Below are 15,969 nucleotides of genomic sequence, written 5' to 3'. Positions count from 1 at the left end.
GTCAGGAGTGTTTATCATGTTATCCCATCCTTCGCCGCAGGGCGTGCGCGGCATATTGGCCGCACTGTCTCTGAGCATGCTGCTGTCATCGCTCGGCATCAGCATCGCCAACGTCGGGCTGCCGGCGCTCGCCACCGCGTTCCATGCTTCGTTCCAGGCGGTGCAGTGGGTATTGCTCTGTTATTTGCTGGCCGTCACCACCTGCATCATCGGCATCGGTCGCTTGGGCGACAGCCTTAATCGCCGCCGCCTGCTGTTGGCGGGCATCGCGCTGTTTACCGCCGCTTCGCTGGCTTGCGCGCTGGCCCCACAGCTTTGGCTGCTGCTGGCGGCGCGCCTGGCGCAGGGGCTGGGGGGCGCGGTCATGATGTCGATCGCCATGGCGCTGGCGGGCGAGGCGCTGGGCACGGAAAAAATCGGCCGCGCGATGGGGCTGCTCGGCACGATGTCGGCAGTGGGCACCGCGCTGGGGCCGTCGTTGGGCGGCGCGCTGATCGCCGGCTTCGGCTGGCGGGCGATGTTTCTGATCAATCTGCCGCTGGGCCTGTTGGCGCTGTGGCTCGCCTGGCGATACTTGCCGGATGGGGCACGCCCGGCAGCGCGCCAGGAACCGTTCGATCGCGCCGGTACGCTACTGCTGGGCGGCGCATTGCTCTGCTATTCGCTGGCGATGACCCTCGGGCGCGGCAATTTCGGCGCGCTCAACCTGGCGTTGATGCTGGGGGCGCTGTTGGCGGGGGCGCTGTTCATCGGCGTGGAACGCCGCGCCGCCTCGCCGCTGTTGGCACCGACGATGTTCCGTCATCCGGCCCTGACGGCGGGGCTGGCGGCCAGCGCGCTGGTGATGACGGTCATGACCGCCACGCTGGTGGTCGGGCCGTTCTATCTGTCACGCGCGCTGGGGCTAAGCGCCGCGCAGGTCGGGCTGGTGATGTCGGCGGGACCGGCGGTGGCGATCCTGACCGGCATTCCGGCCGGTTATTTGGTGGATCGTTTTGGATCGCAGCGCATCGCCCAGTTTGGGCTGGCGGCGGTGGCCGCCGGTGCGGCGTTGCTGTCGCTGCTTAGCCGCGTCGGCGTGCTCGGCTATGTGGCGCCCATCGCGCTGCTGACCGCTGGCTATGCGCTGTTTCAGGTGGCCAACAACACCATGTTGATGAAGGATTTGTTTCCCGAGCGACGTGGGCTTATCGCCGGTATGGTGAACCTGGCGCGCAACCTCGGGGCGATCACCGGCGCTTCGGCGATGGGGGCGCTGTTTTATCTGGCTTCGCAGCGGGTGGCGGGCGCGGCGGCCGCCGCGGCTTACGGGATGCAGGTGACTTACGGCGTGGCGGCGCTGTTGGCGTTGGCGGCGTTGCTCATCGCCCTCGGCGGCCGCCGGCTGATGCTGCGTTACGACGCGCGCTGAACCGCGTAGCGTTCTTGCACGAACCCGTTATCCGAGGGGGTGACGGCGAGCAGGCGCAGGCGCTGCTCCGGGCCATCGGCGCCGAATAAGGGAATGCCGCCGCCCAGCAGCAGCGGCACGCGCGTGATAGTCATCTCGTCGATCAACCCGGCCTGCAGGAAGCGCTGAACGGTCTGGCCGCCGTCGATATACAGGTGACGGCAACCTTGCTCGGCCAGCTGCGCCACGATGGCCGCCGGTTCGCCAGTCATCCAGCGAACGTGCGCGGTATCTTGTTGTGCGGGCGGTTGCGTCGACAGCACCACCACCGGCAGTTCGCCATAGGGCCACTCGGGAAAGGCGCGGACTTTCTCATAGGTATGGCGCCCCATCACCAGCGCGTCGATGTCGGCGATAAACGCCTCATAGCTTAGCCCGTTGAGCAATGAAACCGCGTACTCGGGCCGCAGCAGCCAGTCGATGTCGCCGTCCGCTCCGGCGATGAAGCCGTCCACGCTGGTGGCGATGTAAACCGAGCATTTCATCAGGCGAGATCTCCCCGGTAAACCACATGCACCTTGTTGCCGTCGGGATCGCGCAGGTAAGCACCGAAATAGCCTTTGCCGTAGTGCGCGCGTTCGCCGGGTTCGCCTTCACTGCAGCCGCCCGCCAGCAGGCCGGCGGCGTAGGCGCGCTTGACCGCCAGCTCATCGGCGGCGAGAAAGGCCAGCATGCTGCCGTTGCCGGCGCTGGCGGGCTGTCTGTCGAAGGGTTGGTAGGCATAGAAACGCGGCAGCGCTTGCCCCGGCATCACCCAACAGCGGGCGACGGGACCGCCGTCCGGCGTCACTTCCCGCCGCTGTAATCCCAGCGGCAACAGAATGGCGTCGTAGAATGCGGCGGCAGCGTCCAGATCGCTGACGCCGACGGTAATATGACTGAACATGGCGCTTCCTTTCTGAAGAGGGATGAACGCATCAAACAGTAGCAGCGATACCGCAGGATGGACAGGCCATACGACGTCAAAATCCGTTGGCGTGGATCCAGCTCAACGTATCACCGAGCGTTTGCTCCAGCGGTCTGAAGCTCAGCGCGAGTTCGCGTTCGCTTTTAGCCGAATTGTAATGGGACCGGTCGGCTTCTTGCCTCATCAACCTTACTGTCGCCAGACTCAGCAGGATAGGCTTGCCGCTGAGGCGGGAATAGGCTTCCTGCATTGTCGCCAGCGCGTACAACAGCGGGGTGGGTAAAACGCGAGTTGGCGTTTTGACATTGGCGATTTTGCCTAACATCTGCACCAGCGCTTGCATGGAGATATGCCTTCCTGCCGCCAGATAGCGCGCCCCTCGCTCTCCACGCTCGGCGGCACAGATCAGCGCCAGCGCCACATCGCGGGCATCGACCACTGAAAAACTGCCTGGAATCAGGCCCGGCAATTTACCGAGCAGGACGTCGCGAGCTAACTGCCCCGAAGAGGTGGGGCCTAAATCAGCGGGGCCCCACATCCATCCCGGTAATACCATGTTGCCGTGCATATCGGGATACCGTTGTAAAAAGTCGAGTACGGCGTGGTCGGCCATAATTTTGCTGCGGTAGTAATCATCGGCGTCTTCCTCACGGCGCAGACAGGTCTCGTCCAGCAACTGCCCGGCTTCTCCAGCTAATACGGCGACGGAAGAGGTGTGGACGAAACGTCGAATGCCCGCGCACCGGGCGTGTTCCAGCAAGCACTTCGTCCCTTCGATGTTGACGGCGTGCAGGTTGTCCCAATGGTGGCCGCCCTGGTAGTTTTCGCGAAAATAAGCGGCGGTGTGAAACAGAACGTCACATCCTGTCAGGCGCTCGGCGAAAGCGGCCACATTCAGCATATCTCCGGTGACTCGCTCAATCTCAGGAGCTTCACCGAACTGCCGCCGGCATTTTTCATCCGAGCGCACCAGCGCGCGAACATGCCACCCTTGCGCCAACAGGGCGCGTACCAGATGGTTACCGAGTAGCCCAGTAGCGCCTGTGACGAAAGCCGTTTTTGTTTTTTGCATTTTAAAATCTCAATAGTTATTCGGATTTCAGTTGATATTTAAATTAGTGGCGGACATTAAAAATATCAAGTGATATCTTGAGTGCTGTTCTAGGGCAGAGAAAGGGAACTATCTCAATGAAAACGACGAAAAAACGTTTAACGCGTGAGGAGAGCCAACGGCAAACCCGCGACCGGCTTATAGAAACCGCCAGGCAGTTGTTTATCGCCAACGGCTACGGTGCGGCTTCCATACGAGATATCGCGAGTCAGGCGGGGTATTCACAGGGCGCGTTCTATTCTAATTTTGCCACCAAAGAGGCACTGCTGTTGGCGCTTTTACAACGCCATATGCAGGCGGAGGCGGGGCAATTGGCGAGTTTGACGCAATCCGATGCACGTACGCCGAAGCAGGTGTTGGCGGCGTTGGAAACCTGGGCGGCGACGCTGAATCTGGACGTAGATTGGGGCATGCTGTCGGTCGAGTTGCAACTTCATGCGCGGCGCAGCCCAACGTTTGCCGCCGAATATAACAAAATCTGGCGACATCATCAGGCGGCGATAGCGTCAGCGCTGGAAGCGTTGTTTGATCACTTGGATAAAACGCCGCCGGCAGAGCCGGAAGAATTAGCGGCGGCGTTTATGGCCATGGCGCATGGACTGGCATTGCAGAAAGCCATGCAAGGCGGTGAGCCGTACGGAAAAATCCTGATGGTATTTTTACGGGGGCTATTGTCCGCGCCGTCGGAATAGGCGCGGCCTCAATTGCTCTCTACGCGCGGGTTGGCGTGGGTCGGCTGGCTGGGATAGTCCACCTGATGCTTATGCAGGTAATCGCGGATCAGCTGGCGTACCACCTGGGAAGGGGTAACGTCCTGCTGCAGGCACAGGTCTTCCAGGGCTTTTTTCTTGTCCGGGTCAATCAGCACCGTGAGCCGCGCCGTTTTCTTTTCCATCAGGATCCTCCAGAGAATGATAACTGAATGATAATACCACGTGGGCGAAGTGGCCAGCCAGACCGCGTCGCCCCCACCTTTAGCGGAAATGCAGCCGCTCTATTTTGCGCGACAGATAGCCGAGCTCGCAGTTGAACAGTTCGCCGCTGCCGGCGGCCAGATTGCGCAGCGCGCTCAGCGGCAGCGTCACCCGGGCTAGCGTGGCGTAAATAATCACGTTGCCGCTGGGGGCGACGCAAAACAGCACGGTGCTGAATACCCGGTGCAGGCTGTGGTACAGCAGGCTATTTTCGTCGGGCAGATCGTGGTAATTCAGCACCAGCCAGCCCCCGTCGTTCAGCCGCGCAGCGCAGTTTTCCAGGAAGGTCTGGCTGCCTTGCTGCGGATCCATGGCAAACGCCGAATAGAGATCGGAGAAGATCAGATCGTAGCGCGTCTCGGCGGGCGGGCGCACGAAGTCCATGGCATCGGCGGTGCGCAGGCTGATGGTGTCGGTGGCCGGCAGCGTAAAATAACGGCGTGCGACGGCGATCACCGCGGCGCGCAGCTCGACCACGTCCAGGCGCATCGTCGGATCGAGGGCGTGCAGCGCACGCAGCAGGCTGCCGCCGCCCAACCCCAGGATCAACGCCGACGTCGGCGGCTGCCAGGCCACCGCCATCAGCATCGCTTTGATGTAGTTGTGGATCGGCTGCGCGGGGTTGCTGAGGCTCATCTTGCTCTGCTCGCAGATGCCGTCAAATCGCAGCGTGCGGTAGTCCTTGTGATCGGAAACGATGATTTCGCCCCAGGCATCGGCTTCGCGGGCAATCACCTGGCCGCGCGGAGAGAAATCGAGGGTTCTGAGTAAGCTGTCAACCAGAGACATGGTATTCGCAGGGCTCCTTTGGCAAGCGGCCTATTTACGGGCGCACATGAAATCGGCGGTGCAAATGCGTTGGCCGTCGATGCTGGCACGGCCGGTAAAGCGGGCGATCGCCCCGCGCCGGCGCACAAAGGCGACCTCCATCAGCACCTGATCGCCGGGGCGGGCGGCGCGATAAAACCGCGCCCGCTGGATGGCGGCGAAATAGTAATGTTCCCCTTCGTTCAGCGCCCCGAGATAGTAATGGGCCAGCAGGCCGGTGCTTTGCGCCAGCGCTTCTACCAACAGCACGCCGGGAAAACCGGCGAAGTGAGCGTGGCCGCTCCAGAATGTCGGCTCATTGGCGGTGATGTTCTTGATGGCGCTCAGCCGCCCTTCGGCAATGCAGGTGCCGGCGGGCAGCACGCGATCGACCAACAGGCAGGGATAGCGATGAGGCAAAATCGCCTGAATATCGTTGAATTGCAGGGGATGACCATTCAATGGCATGGGGGCGCGTGATCCTGTCTGCGGCGAAACCGGTGCGATGGCCGGCGTTCAGTCCATGGTGAGTGTAATAGGATTATAATAAAATTATCATCAGATGTGCCAGATGAAAGACATGATGGCGGAGAAACAGGCGCAGAATGGAGAGGAAGGAAGCACCCGATGCTGGCGATCGGGTGTGGTAACGCGTGGTTAGTGCTTGGAACGGATGACCTTGTCCAGATAGCCCATCACGAAAGCGGACAGCACGAAGGTGAGATGGATGATCACATACCACATCAGCTTGTTGTCCGGCACATTCTTGGCGTCCATAAACACCCGCAGCAGGTGAATGGAGGAGATGGCGACGATGGAGGCGGCGACTTTGTTTTTCAGCGAGGTGGCGTCCATTTTGCCCAGCCAGCTCAGCTTTTCTTTCCCTTCGGTGATATCCAGCTGTGAGACGAAGTTTTCATACCCGGAGAACATCACCATGACCAACAGCCCGCCCACCAGCGCCATGTCGACCAGCGACAGCAGGGTCAGGATCAGATCGGCTTAGGCGATAGAAAAAATGTTGGGCAGGACATGCAGGATCTCCTGAAAAAACTTGATCGACAGGGCGACCAGAGCCAGTGAAAGGCCGACATAAACCGGTGCGAGCAGCCAACGGGAGGCGTACATCGTGTTTTCGAGCAAGCGTTCAATCATAAAATTTTATTAATTACGTGGCTAAAAGAGCGCTCAGTATAACGCAGGAGACCCGGGCGAAATCAACCGCTTGCGCCGGTAAAGGGCGATCTCAGGCCGCTACGCGCGCCGTTTTGCGCCCGCTGCGGATCCACAGCGCCACGGCCCCCGCAGCCGTCGCCAGCGCCACGACGCCCGGCCAGCCCGCGCTTGCCAGAATGCGGCTGCCGAGGACGGCGCCGCTCGCCATGCCGATGAATACGCCGGTGAACAAGAGGGCGTTCAAGCGGCTGCGGGCCGCCGGATCGAGACCGTAGACGATGGTTTGGTGCGCGATCAGCGTCGCCTGGATGCCCAGATCGAATCCGACGGCGCTCAGCGCAATGAGCGCCAGCTGCGCCGGGAGCGGCAACAGCGGAAGCAGAAACATCAGGGCGAAGGCGGCCAGGACCAGTCCCGCGCCGATGCGGGTCACGGCGTCAGGGCCGTGCCGATCGGCCAGACTTCCCGCCAACGGGGCCGCCAGCGCACCCGCCGCCCCCGCCAGGCCAAACGCGCCGGCCGCCGCGCTGCCGATCTGGTAGCGCTCCGCCAGCATCAACGCCAGCGTTGACCAGAAAGCGCTGAAGCCCAATGACAGAAAACCTTGCGCCAGCGTTGCGCGCCGCAGCTCGGGATACGCGGCCCACAGATGCCCCAGCGAGCGCAGCAGTGCGGGGTAACTCAGCGCGTTATGGGGGCGAAGACGCGGCAACATGTGCCAGATCGCCAGCGTGATCGGCAAAACGCCCAGCGCCGCCAGCGCGTAAACGCTGCGCCAGCCGGCGTACTCGGCGAGCGCGCCGCTGAACACGCGCGACAGCAGAATGCCGGCCAATAGCCCGGTCATCACCGCGCCGACGGTTTTGCCGCGGCTGGCCTCCGGCGCCAGCGTGGCGGCGGCGGGGATAATGTCCTGCGCGACGGTGGCGGTCAGGCCTATCGCCAGGCTGCTGAGCAACAACAGCGGGAACGAGGCGGAAAACGCGCAAAGCAGCAGCGTCAGCGTCAGCAGCACGCCTTTTATCAGAATGATCCGCCGGCGATCGTACCGGTCGCCAAGCGGCGCCAACAGCAAAATGCCCAGCGCATAACCCAACTGGGTCAGCGTCGGCACCATGCCGGCATCGGCGACGCCAGCGTGAAAATCGGCGGCCATCATGCCGAGCATGGGCTGGCTGTAATAGATTGAAGCGACGCTGAGGCCGGCGCCGGCCGCCAGCAGAAATACGACGTTGGCGGACGGGGCGCCGTAGGTGGCGGAAGTGCTCATGACAACGATCCCTGCGAAGTGAATGTGCGGCCATTTTTACCCCTTGCTTCATTCCGCTGTAGCCCCCTCGCAGGTAAAACTGTTATACACTTAACGTATGAATAAAATTAATTTACCCAACGGCGACCGCATAACTTTGCTGCATACGCTGGTGCGCATCGTCGAAAGCGGCAGCCTGTCGGCAGCGGCGCTGCAGCTCGACACCTCACAACCGACGATCAGTCGGCGCCTGCAGGCGTTGGAGCAACTGCTGGGCGCCAAACTGATCCAGCGGACGACTCACGCCCTCAAACTGACTGACGACGGCGAGCGCTGTTACCGACAGGCGCGGGGGCTGATCGAACAATGGCAAAGTCTGGAGGAAGGGCTGGGCGGCGCGCGCGACGAACCGGTCGGCGTGTTGCGCGTGCGAGCGCCGCATGCTTTCGGCCAGGATCAGTTGATCGGTCCGTTGGGCGAGTACTTGCGGCGCTACCCGCAAACTTACGTTGAGTGGACGCTGAACGATCATTCTCCGGACTTTATTCCCGAAGGCGTGGATTGCGCCATTCACGTCGGTGCGGTGACCGATCCGTCGGTCGTGGCGGTGTTGCTGGCGGAGGTGCCGCGCAGCACAGTAGCGTCACCGGCGCTGCTGACGAGCCGAGAGCCGGTCCGCTGTCTTGACGATTTGGCGCGGTTGCCGTGGTTGGCGTTGAACAGTTTTTATCGCAATGAAGTGGTGCTGACCCATGTTGAGCGCGGCGAGCAGGGGCGGTTCGATATCACGCCGAGGTTGAGCACCGACAGCCTGTACGCGGTGCGCAAGGCGGCGCTGGAGGGGCTGGGCGTCGCGATAGTCTCGTCCTGGCTGGTGCGGGACGATGTGGCCGACGGGGCGCTGCAAACGGTGTTGCCGGCCTGGCGCGCCGCGCCGCTGCCGATCTACCTGCTGTATCCCTACGCCAGCTATTATCCGGCTCGCCTGCGCAAGTTCATGGAAATGATGAAAGAAGTGATGCCGCGCATTCTCGGCGCGCGGCCGCCGGCGGCGGGCTGACGCCGTTCAGTGCCTGGCTTTCTTACCGTCGCTGTGGCCGAGAGAACGATCGGGGAAGCTGTGATCGCGCAGCCGCTGCTTCAGCTGCGCCGCATCGGGGAAGCCGCCGTCAATTTTGCGATCCCAAATCATCACGCCATCGACGCTGATTTGATAGACCCCGCCGGTGCCCGGCATCAGGGTGACGGAGGCGAGATCGTCGCCGAAGGTATTGAGCAGCTCTTGCGCCATCCAGCCGGCGCGCAGCAGCCAGTTGCATTGTGAACAGTAGTGGATCGTCACTGCGGGGGCATTTTTCATCGATGATCGACCGGTAGGGGTAACGGCTCGCAATCAGCCTGATGGATCTGCAAACGATGGTGGCTTTGTCTCGCCAAATAGTCAAGCGTCTGCTGTGGCATGGGTGGCTGAGTGTGCGTCACGGTCGCTTGCTGCCGGCAAACCATTCAACCCCACGCAGCATGCCCGCCCAATAAAACCGGGGTAAAAACCAGGCTTTCAGCCACCAGGCCATACGGCTGGGTTGGGTTGCGTCGAGCAGGGGAAACGTAGGCAGCAATTTACCGTCGTAACCAAACTCTGCCAGCACAACTTTGCCTTTCTCGACCGTCAATGGACAGGAACCATAGCCATCATAATGGGCAGTGAGGGGGGCGCCATGAATCAGTGCCGCGACGTTTTCCGCCACCACCACCACCTGCTTTCGAGCTGCCGCTAAGGTTTTGGCGTTTGGCGTTGAGCAACAGTCACCTGCCGCAAAAATATCCGGCCAATGCTTATGCTGCAGCGTCAATTTATCCACATCGCACCAGCCGGAACCCTCAGCGAGTCCGCTTTGCGAAATAAACGCCGGAGCCGATTGAGGCGGCACCACGTGGAGCATATCGAAGGGCAGGGTTAACTCGCGGGTTCCTTCTGCATTGGTCTCCACGGCGAATGTCGCTTGCCGATTCTTGCCATCAACACGGATTAAATTATGATTGAAATTGACCTGTGCACGGTATTTCCCCAAATACGCGTTCAGCGGGGGGACAAATTGCGGAATGCCGAAAACCGCCGTACCTGCAAGGCAGAAATTGACGTTAATATTATTCAGAATGCCTTGGCGTCTCCAGTGATCGCATGATAAATACAAGGCTTTTTGCGGTGCGCCGGCACATTTTATGGGTAGCGTCGGTTGAGAAAATATCGCCTGGCCGCTTTTCATTTCCCGAACCAGTTTCCAGGTATATTCGGCAAGATCAAAGCGATAATTAGAGGTGACGCCGTTTAGTCCCAGGGTGTCTTCAAGGCCCTCTATTTTATCCCAGCGTAAAACGAGGCCACACGCAACAATAAGAAAGTCATAGTTTATTTTCTGCCCTTGGCGAGTCACGATGTATTTTTGACTGGGCTCAACCCTGATAACGCTATCCTGTACCCATGCGCTTCCTGCGGGCAGGACAGCGCGCAGGGAACGCCGTGTTTTATTGATATCAAAGAGCCCGCCGCCCACCAGGGTCCATGCCGGTTGATAATAATGCCAGTCGTTAGGTTCCACTATCGTTATATCGATGTTTTTAACTCGCTTCCTTATGCTTGCCGCGATACCTATTCCGGATGAACCGCCGCCAATAACAACGACGTTTTTCTGGGTGTTTATTTTTTCTGGTTTCATGCAGGCCTCCTTTCATAAGAAAGTAGGGGGTTGTTGTCCAGATTAAAAGCTAATTCATAGAACTTGTGGTTATATAAAAAATCATATATTCCATTTTGCTATATGTAATAACAAATTGAAATAAGTTATTTGACATTGCCAATGAACTGATCGTTAATAAATGGCACGAGCATCATTAAGGGATTAGGGCAGTGGATTTTTTCCATTTCAGTTTTTATATCGTGATGCTGTTAGTGGTCACCGGGGGAATTGTGGGATTCCTCCTGGCCCTGACCGGCGGCGGAGGCTCAATCGTCTGCGTGCCATTATTGCTGTATATGGTGAAAGTGCCGGATACGCATTTGATTATAGGCACCAGCGCCATGTCTGTGGCCATTAACGCGCTGATCAACCTCGCCGCGCATGCTGCCAAAGGCAACGTCAGGTGGCAGACCGGGGTTGTCGTTTCGCTGGTCGCTGTCATGGGGGCTCTGGCGGGGTCTCAGATGGGAAAAATCACGGACGGACATTACTTGACCCTGCCTTTCTCCCTGTTGATGCTGGTTGTCGCCGGATTGACGCTGAAAAGAAATCACCTTGCCGGCACTCCCTTGCCATCCCCCCATGCTGCCGTTCATCCCGCCATCGTATGGCCCAGCGTCCTCGCTCTGGGCGGGCTGGCGGGCTTTCTGGGCATTGGCGGCGGATTTTTGGTTGTGCCGGCGCTGGTTTGGTTTTTCCGCTTTTCGATGGTTGAAGCAGTGGCAACCTCACTGGTGGTCGTGGCGGCCATGGGGCTATCGACCAGCGCCAGCTACGCCATGTCCGGAAAGGTATCGATCGCGATTACGTGCTGGCTCATCGTCGGCGGCGTTCTGGGGGGCGTGGTGGGGGTGGCGCTCGCCGAGCGTCTGAAAAAACGCGAGGACATTATCAATGTGCTCTATGCCGTCATGCTGCTGGCGCTGGCCCTGTATATGTTATTTAAAAGCCTATGAAACGGAAGGAAAAAAACATGCGCATCTGCATTTACCACCCTCAACTCTCCTTTTCGGGCGCGCCTGAAGCGAGTGATTTCAAGGCGCTGTCTCAACAGGGCTACCGCCTTATCGTCAACAATCGGCCGGACGAGGAGCCGGGGGAGTATCTTGACCATCTGCAAGAGAAAGCGTTGGCAGAACAAGGGGGAATGCGTTACGTCTATCTCCCTTATACGTTCGATACGCTGACCTGGGAGACCGTTTACACCTTCCAGTTTCTGTTGCGACAAGGCAAGAAAACCCTGGCGCACTGCAGAAGCGGGGCTCGCTCTGCCTGCCTTTCCCTGCTGTATGCGCTGCGCGAAGGTCAGATAGATGAAGCGCAGTTTCGCCGCCAATGCGACGAATACGGCGCGGACGCCGATAAGGCGCTCAGTTGGTATGACAAGCATCGGTCCGTGCGGGCCACTGCGGAAGTTCACGCGTTTTATGAGCCGGAAAGCGGCAGCCTGCAGTATGTTGTTGCCGATCCCGAGGCGCGCCGCTGTGCGATTATCGACCCGGTGCTGGATTTTGACCGCCGATCGGGCACGGTCTCGCATCAACAGGCCAAGGATATCCTGAATTTTATCCATCAACGGGGGTGGGGAGTGGCCTGGGTGCTGGATACGCACCCGCACGCCGATCATTTTTCGGCCGCCACCTGGCTGGCGCAGAAAACCGGCGCCTTCACCGGCATCGGTGAAAAAATTACCGCCGTTCAGGGGCTGTGGGAAGAGATCTATAATTTAAAAGACCTGCCTGCGGCCAACACCGTCTGGGATGTGCTGTTCGCGGACGGGGACGTCTTTTTTATCGGCAACCTGCGCGCTGAGGTTCTGCTGTCTCCCGGGCACACGCTGGCTTCCGTCACCTACTGCATTGCGGATGCGGCGTTTATCCACGATACGTTCTTCATGCCGGACAGCGGTACCGCAAGGGCCGATTTTCCTGGCGGCAATGCGGAGGCCTTGTGGGAGTCATTGCAGCGGATCTTGAGCCTGCCGGCGGATACCCGCCTGTTTACCGGCCATGATTACCGCCCGGCGGGGCGTGAGGCCCGCTGGGAAAGCACCGTGAGAGAGCAGCGCGAGAACAATCCTTGGGTGGTCAACATGGATAAATCTCGGTTTATTGCGCAAAGAAAGCAGCGGGACGCCACGCTGCCGCACCCGGAACTCATGTTGATGGCGCTGCAGGTCAATATTCGCGGCGGCGTTCTGCCTGACTGTGAAGACGATGGGCAACACTATCTGAAAATCCCCGTGAATCGATTTAAGGGATGAGTCGAACAGCAAAATTTCAGGCGGATTGGACAGAAATCGTTGGCACCGGCAGCGGGGCCGTGGTGTCAGCGGCTGGATGTTTGTTTTGCGGCAATCCGGTTGATGCCATACAGCAAGATAACGCTGACGCTGCCCACGAGCAGCGAACGCAATAGGCCGCTAACCCCCTGGGTTACTCCGCAGCTATCCAGCGCCATAAACAGCGCAACGGTAAGCAGCAACGCCAGTGGCACGCTCCACCAGCGGAACTGTATTTTGGAAAACATGTGCAGTTGCCTCTCCATTTTGCGTTGGTGGCCCAATCACGCCTCGTTGATGACACGTGTGCAACCCTGGCCATTTTTATCATCCGCCGCCGCTGGGGCGGCTGTCAATCCGAATGAGATCGCGCCGTCTGTTAATTGTTTTTTATGAAATAATCATGCTGATTCATATTTAATTATTTGTTTTTACACAAAACACGCGGCGCTTGCCCTCATCGAATACAGTCACTACATTAACAACTGTACCTCCCATTCTGCTAAGGAAAACACCATGAAAGCTGCCGTAGTGACGAAAAACCATACCGTAGACATTCAGGATAAAGTGCTGCGCCCGCTGAAGCACGGCGAGGCGGCGTTGAAAATGGAGTGTTGCGGGGTGTGCCACACCGATTTGCACGTGAAAAACGGCGATTTCGGCGAGGTGCCGGGCATTACGTTGGGGCATGAGGGCATCGGCGTGGTCTCCGCCGTCGGTGAGGGCGTCACCTCGTTAAAAGTGGGTGACCGCGCCAGCGTCGCCTGGTTTTACCAGGGTTGCGGCCATTGCGAATACTGCGTCAGCGGCAACGAAACCCTGTGCCGTTCGGTGAAAAACGCCGGCTACAGCGTTGACGGCGGCATGGCGGAAGAGTGCATCGTGGTGGCGGACTACGCGGTGAAAGTGCCGGACGGGCTCGATTCTTTCGCCGCCAGCAGCATCACCTGCGCTGGCGTTACCACCTACAAGGCGGTGAAGATTTCCGATATCAAGCCGGGGCAGTGGATCGCCATCTACGGCCTGGGCGGGCTGGGCAACCTGGCGCTGCAGTATGCCAAGAACGTGTTTAACGCCAAGGTGATCGCCATCGACGTCAACGACGGCCAGCTGGAGTTCGCCAAACAGATCGGCGCCGATCTGACCATCAACTCCAAAACGCAAAACGCGGAGGAGATCATTCAGCAGCAAACCGGCGGCGCTCACGCGGCGGTGGTGACGGCGGTGGCGAAAGCGGCCTTCAACTCGGCGGTGAATGCGGTGCGCGCCGGCGGTAAAGTGGTGGCCGTGGGGCTGCCGCCGGAGAGCATGGATCTGAGCATTCCGCGCCTGGTGCTGGACGGCATTCAGGTGGTGGGCTCGCTGGTGGGCACGCGCGAAGATCTGAAAGAGGCGTTCCAGTTCGCCGCCGAAGGAAAAGTGACGCCGAAAGTGACCAAACGGCCACTGGGCGATATCAACGCCATCTTCGACGAGATGAAGGCGGGCACCATTCGCGGTCGCATGGTGATCGATCTCGGCATGGCGAAATAAATCACGCCATCAACCATGCAAATAAGAAGGCCACCTGCGGGTGGCCTTCTTGTTGTTACGCCCTAATCAGAACAGGCCCAGCGGTTTGGCGTCGTAGCTGACCAGCAGGTTTTTCACCTGTTGATAGTGCGACAGCGCCGCCTTGTGGGTTTCGCGCCCGATGCCGGAGTTCTTGTAGCCGCCGAACGCGGCGTGCGCCGGATACAGGTGGTAGCAGTTGGTCCACACGCGCCCGGCTTTGATCGCGCGGCCCATGCGGTAGGCACGGTTGATGTCGCGGGTCCACAGCCCGGCGCCCAGCCCGAACTCGGTGTCGTTGGCCAGCGCCAAGGCTTCGGCCTCATCCTTGAAGGTGGTGACGCCAATCACCGGCCCGAAGATCTCCTCGCGGAAGAAGCGCATGCTGTTGTTGCCGGTAATCAACGTCGGCTGCAGGTAGAAACCGTTTTGCACTTCGTCGCCACGCTGGGCGGGTTCGCCGCCCACCACGATTTTTCCGCCCTCGTTTTTAGCGATGTCGATGTACGACAGGATCTTGTCGTACTGCTGTTTTGACGCCTGGGCACCGATCATGGTCTCGGTGTCGAAGGGATCGCCCTGGCGGATGGTGGCGATGCGTGCCAGCACTTTCTCCATAAACTGCGGGTAGATGGATTCCTGGATCAACGCGCGTGAAGGGCAGGTGCAAACCTCCCCCTGATTGAAGAAGCCGAGCACCAGCCCCTCAACCGCCTTGTCGATAAACTCCGGCTCCGCCTGCATGATGTCTTCAAAATAGATGTTCGGCGATTTGCCGCCCAGCTCGACGGTGCTGGGGATGATGTTTTCCGCCGCACAGGCGAGGATATGGCGGCCGACCGGTGTGGAGCCGGTGAACGCGATCTTCTCGATGCGTTTGCTGCGCGCCAGCGCTTCGCCGGCCTCGGCACCGAAGCCTTGCACCACATTGAGCACGCCCGGCGGCAGCAGATCGCCGATCTCTTCCATCAGCACGCTGATGCCAAGCGGGGTTTGTTCCGCCGGTTTCAGCACCACGCAGTTACCGCCCGCCAGCGCCGGCGCCAGTTTCCAGGCGGCCATCAGCAGCGGGAAGTTCCACGGAATGATCTGGCCGACTACGCCCAGCGGCTCATAGATATGGTAGGCCACGGTGTTCTGGTCGATCTCCGCCGCGGTGCCTTCCTGCGCGCGCAGGCAGCCGGCGAAGTAGCGGAAATGGTCGACCGCCAGCGGCAGATCGGCATTCAGGGTTTCGCGGATCGGTTTGCCGTTGTCCCAGGTTTCGGTCAGCGCCAGCATCTCCAGCCGCGCTTCGATGCGATCGGCGATCGCCAGCAGCACGTTGGAGCGCTCCTGCACGCTGGTTTTGCCCCAGGCGTCCGCCGCCGCATGCGCCGCGTCGAGCGCCAGCTCGATGTCCTTGGCGTCGGAACGCGGGAATTCGGCGATCGGCTGGCCGGTCACCGGCGAGGTGTTGGTGAAGTAGTTGCCGGATACCGGTTCGACGAATTTGCCGCCAATGTAGTTGCCATAGCGTTTGCGGAACGAAACCAGCGAGCCAGGCAAACCGGGGTGGACATATTTCATGTGAAGCACCTCTCTGCAGATGATAACCGGCGCTATTGCGCTGCGCCTGTGAGTGCGGCATGCCGCCGCAGCAGGGAGAAGCACGCCCCGTGCCAGATTGATGAATGGCGAAGATGCTCGTTAAAAGAACTTATTTATTAGCGTGTTAAAAACGGA

General features: G+C 59.8%; 17 protein-coding genes and 1 pseudogene. 6 read left to right on the top strand and 12 right to left on the bottom strand.

Annotation, left to right across the window (positions count from 1 at the left end):
• The first annotated feature begins 16 nt into the window (after window positions 1-16).
• Window positions 17-1,411, top strand: a complete 1,395-nt coding sequence (locus tag GF111_RS00440) for an MFS transporter (RefSeq protein WP_038872982.1) — start codon at window positions 17-19, stop codon at window positions 1,409-1,411.
• Here GF111_RS00440 and GF111_RS00435 read toward each other — a convergent pair.
• The 3 genes from GF111_RS00435 to GF111_RS00425 all read right to left on the bottom strand — a co-directional run bounded on the left by GF111_RS00435 (window position 1,396) and on the right by GF111_RS00425 (window position 3,429).
• Complete coding sequence (locus tag GF111_RS00435; RefSeq protein WP_170310527.1) at window positions 1,396-1,935, bottom strand: dihydrofolate reductase family protein; 540 nt, start codon at window positions 1,933-1,935, stop codon at window positions 1,396-1,398. The two genes, GF111_RS00440 and GF111_RS00435, sit on opposite strands and share 16 nt — an antisense overlap.
• The gene (locus tag GF111_RS00430; protein ID WP_147191469.1) at window positions 1,935-2,336 is read right to left on the bottom strand and encodes a VOC family protein; all 402 of its coding nucleotides are present in this window, start codon (window positions 2,334-2,336) and stop codon (window positions 1,935-1,937) included. The genes GF111_RS00435 and GF111_RS00430 overlap by 1 nt, the downstream gene beginning before the upstream one ends.
• A gap of 76 nt (window positions 2,337-2,412) precedes the next feature.
• A complete protein-coding gene (locus tag GF111_RS00425) occupies window positions 2,413-3,429 on the bottom strand; it encodes an SDR family oxidoreductase (RefSeq protein ID WP_110611208.1) in 1,017 nt (338 codons plus the stop codon).
• A gap of 116 nt (window positions 3,430-3,545) precedes the next feature.
• On the opposite strand from GF111_RS00425, the gene GF111_RS00420 reads away from it, so the two are divergent.
• A complete protein-coding gene (locus GF111_RS00420) occupies window positions 3,546-4,160 on the top strand; it encodes a TetR/AcrR family transcriptional regulator (protein WP_038872994.1) in 615 nt (204 codons plus the stop codon).
• Between the two features lie 8 nt (window positions 4,161-4,168).
• Here GF111_RS00420 and GF111_RS00415 read toward each other — a convergent pair whose 3' ends face one another.
• From GF111_RS00415 to GF111_RS00395, 5 genes and pseudogenes are all read right to left on the bottom strand, one after another.
• Window positions 4,169-4,363: a ribbon-helix-helix domain-containing protein gene (locus GF111_RS00415; RefSeq protein ID WP_038872997.1), complete on the bottom strand. Its 195-nt coding sequence runs from the start codon at window positions 4,361-4,363 to the stop codon at window positions 4,169-4,171.
• Window positions 4,364-4,442: 79 nt separating this feature from the next.
• A complete protein-coding gene (locus GF111_RS00410) occupies window positions 4,443-5,231 on the bottom strand; it encodes a spermidine synthase (protein ID WP_038873000.1) in 789 nt (262 codons plus the stop codon).
• Window positions 5,232-5,261: 30 nt separating this feature from the next.
• Window positions 5,262-5,717, bottom strand: coding sequence for a 3-hydroxyacyl-ACP dehydratase FabZ (fabZ, locus tag GF111_RS00405; protein ID WP_038873003.1), 456 nt, complete (start codon window positions 5,715-5,717; stop codon window positions 5,262-5,264).
• A gap of 189 nt (window positions 5,718-5,906) precedes the next feature.
• Window positions 5,907-6,401 (bottom strand): annotated as a pseudogene (locus GF111_RS00400) (TIGR00645 family protein).
• Window positions 6,402-6,495: 94 nt separating this feature from the next.
• The gene (locus tag GF111_RS00395) at window positions 6,496-7,695 is read right to left on the bottom strand and encodes an MFS transporter (protein WP_147191648.1); all 1,200 of its coding nucleotides are present in this window, start codon (window positions 7,693-7,695) and stop codon (window positions 6,496-6,498) included.
• Between the two features lie 97 nt (window positions 7,696-7,792).
• Between GF111_RS00395 and GF111_RS00390 the strand changes: the two genes are divergently transcribed.
• Window positions 7,793-8,734, top strand: a complete 942-nt coding sequence (locus GF111_RS00390) for a LysR family transcriptional regulator (protein WP_038873009.1) — start codon at window positions 7,793-7,795, stop codon at window positions 8,732-8,734.
• A 6-nt stretch (window positions 8,735-8,740) separates the two neighbouring features.
• Here the strand turns inward: GF111_RS00390 and GF111_RS00385 are convergent, their stop codons facing one another.
• A complete protein-coding gene (locus GF111_RS00385) occupies window positions 8,741-9,034 on the bottom strand; it encodes a SelT/SelW/SelH family protein (protein ID WP_004928553.1) in 294 nt (97 codons plus the stop codon).
• 118 nt (window positions 9,035-9,152) lie between these two features.
• Window positions 9,153-10,391 carry an FAD/NAD(P)-binding oxidoreductase gene (locus GF111_RS00380; protein WP_147191650.1) on the bottom strand — a complete coding sequence of 413 codons (1,239 nt, stop codon included), beginning with the start codon at window positions 10,389-10,391 and terminating at the stop codon, window positions 9,153-9,155.
• A 191-nt stretch (window positions 10,392-10,582) separates the two neighbouring features.
• On the opposite strand from GF111_RS00380, the gene GF111_RS00375 reads away from it, so the two are divergent.
• On the top strand, window positions 10,583-11,368 hold the full coding sequence (locus GF111_RS00375) for a sulfite exporter TauE/SafE family protein (RefSeq protein WP_080346932.1): 786 nt from the start codon (window positions 10,583-10,585) through the stop codon (window positions 11,366-11,368).
• Between the two features lie 17 nt (window positions 11,369-11,385).
• Window positions 11,386-12,675 carry a bifunctional sulfur transferase/dioxygenase Blh gene (blh, locus tag GF111_RS00370; RefSeq protein WP_038873017.1) on the top strand — a complete coding sequence of 430 codons (1,290 nt, stop codon included), beginning with the start codon at window positions 11,386-11,388 and terminating at the stop codon, window positions 12,673-12,675.
• Window positions 12,676-12,740: 65 nt separating this feature from the next.
• Here the strand turns inward: blh and GF111_RS00365 are convergent, their stop codons facing one another.
• Window positions 12,741-12,941 carry a hypothetical protein gene (locus tag GF111_RS00365; RefSeq protein ID WP_038873021.1) on the bottom strand — a complete coding sequence of 67 codons (201 nt, stop codon included), beginning with the start codon at window positions 12,939-12,941 and terminating at the stop codon, window positions 12,741-12,743.
• A gap of 268 nt (window positions 12,942-13,209) precedes the next feature.
• On the opposite strand from GF111_RS00365, the gene adhP reads away from it, so the two are divergent.
• On the top strand, window positions 13,210-14,226 hold the full coding sequence (gene adhP / locus GF111_RS00360) for an alcohol dehydrogenase AdhP (RefSeq protein WP_004928541.1): 1,017 nt from the start codon (window positions 13,210-13,212) through the stop codon (window positions 14,224-14,226).
• Window positions 14,227-14,292: 66 nt separating this feature from the next.
• Here the strand turns inward: adhP and GF111_RS00355 are convergent, their stop codons facing one another.
• Complete coding sequence (locus tag GF111_RS00355) at window positions 14,293-15,813, bottom strand: aldehyde dehydrogenase family protein (protein WP_038873027.1); 1,521 nt, start codon at window positions 15,811-15,813, stop codon at window positions 14,293-14,295.
• Window positions 15,814-15,969 lie beyond the last annotated feature (156 nt).

The sequence above is a fragment of the Serratia sp. HRI genome (genome assembly GCF_010119335.3).
In the GTDB taxonomy this organism is placed as follows: Bacteria; Pseudomonadota; Gammaproteobacteria; order Enterobacterales; family Enterobacteriaceae; genus Serratia; species Serratia nevei.
The sequence above is the reverse complement of the archived record's forward strand: the minus strand, read 5'-3'. Positions and strand labels throughout refer to the sequence as shown.

What these genes read in the sequence shown, in the direction of transcription:
- GF111_RS00435 (WP_170310527.1), bottom strand. Translation starts at nt 1,935, where the DNA reads ATGAAATGCTCGGTTTACATCGCCACCAGCGTGGACGGCTTCATCGCC.
- GF111_RS00365 (WP_038873021.1), bottom strand. Translation starts at nt 12,941, where the DNA reads ATGTTTTCCAAAATACAGTTCCGCTGGTGGAGCGTGCCACTGGCGTTG.
- GF111_RS00380 (WP_147191650.1), bottom strand. Translation starts at nt 10,391, where the DNA reads ATGAAACCAGAAAAAATAAACACCCAGAAAAACGTCGTTGTTATTGGC.
- fabZ (WP_038873003.1), bottom strand. Translation starts at nt 5,717, where the DNA reads ATGCCATTGAATGGTCATCCCCTGCAATTCAACGATATTCAGGCGATT.
- GF111_RS00410 (WP_038873000.1), bottom strand. Translation starts at nt 5,231, where the DNA reads ATGTCTCTGGTTGACAGCTTACTCAGAACCCTCGATTTCTCTCCGCGC.
- blh (WP_038873017.1), top strand. Translation starts at nt 11,386, where the DNA reads ATGCGCATCTGCATTTACCACCCTCAACTCTCCTTTTCGGGCGCGCCT.
- GF111_RS00420 (WP_038872994.1), top strand. Translation starts at nt 3,546, where the DNA reads ATGAAAACGACGAAAAAACGTTTAACGCGTGAGGAGAGCCAACGGCAA.
- adhP (WP_004928541.1), top strand. Translation starts at nt 13,210, where the DNA reads ATGAAAGCTGCCGTAGTGACGAAAAACCATACCGTAGACATTCAGGAT.
- GF111_RS00355 (WP_038873027.1), bottom strand. Translation starts at nt 15,813, where the DNA reads ATGAAATATGTCCACCCCGGTTTGCCTGGCTCGCTGGTTTCGTTCCGC.
- GF111_RS00440 (WP_038872982.1), top strand. Translation starts at nt 17, where the DNA reads ATGTTATCCCATCCTTCGCCGCAGGGCGTGCGCGGCATATTGGCCGCA.
- GF111_RS00415 (WP_038872997.1), bottom strand. Translation starts at nt 4,363, where the DNA reads ATGGAAAAGAAAACGGCGCGGCTCACGGTGCTGATTGACCCGGACAAG.
- GF111_RS00390 (WP_038873009.1), top strand. Translation starts at nt 7,793, where the DNA reads ATGAATAAAATTAATTTACCCAACGGCGACCGCATAACTTTGCTGCAT.
- GF111_RS00430 (WP_147191469.1), bottom strand. Translation starts at nt 2,336, where the DNA reads ATGTTCAGTCATATTACCGTCGGCGTCAGCGATCTGGACGCTGCCGCC.
- GF111_RS00425 (WP_110611208.1), bottom strand. Translation starts at nt 3,429, where the DNA reads ATGCAAAAAACAAAAACGGCTTTCGTCACAGGCGCTACTGGGCTACTC.
- GF111_RS00385 (WP_004928553.1), bottom strand. Translation starts at nt 9,034, where the DNA reads ATGAAAAATGCCCCCGCAGTGACGATCCACTACTGTTCACAATGCAAC.
- GF111_RS00395 (WP_147191648.1), bottom strand. Translation starts at nt 7,695, where the DNA reads ATGAGCACTTCCGCCACCTACGGCGCCCCGTCCGCCAACGTCGTATTT.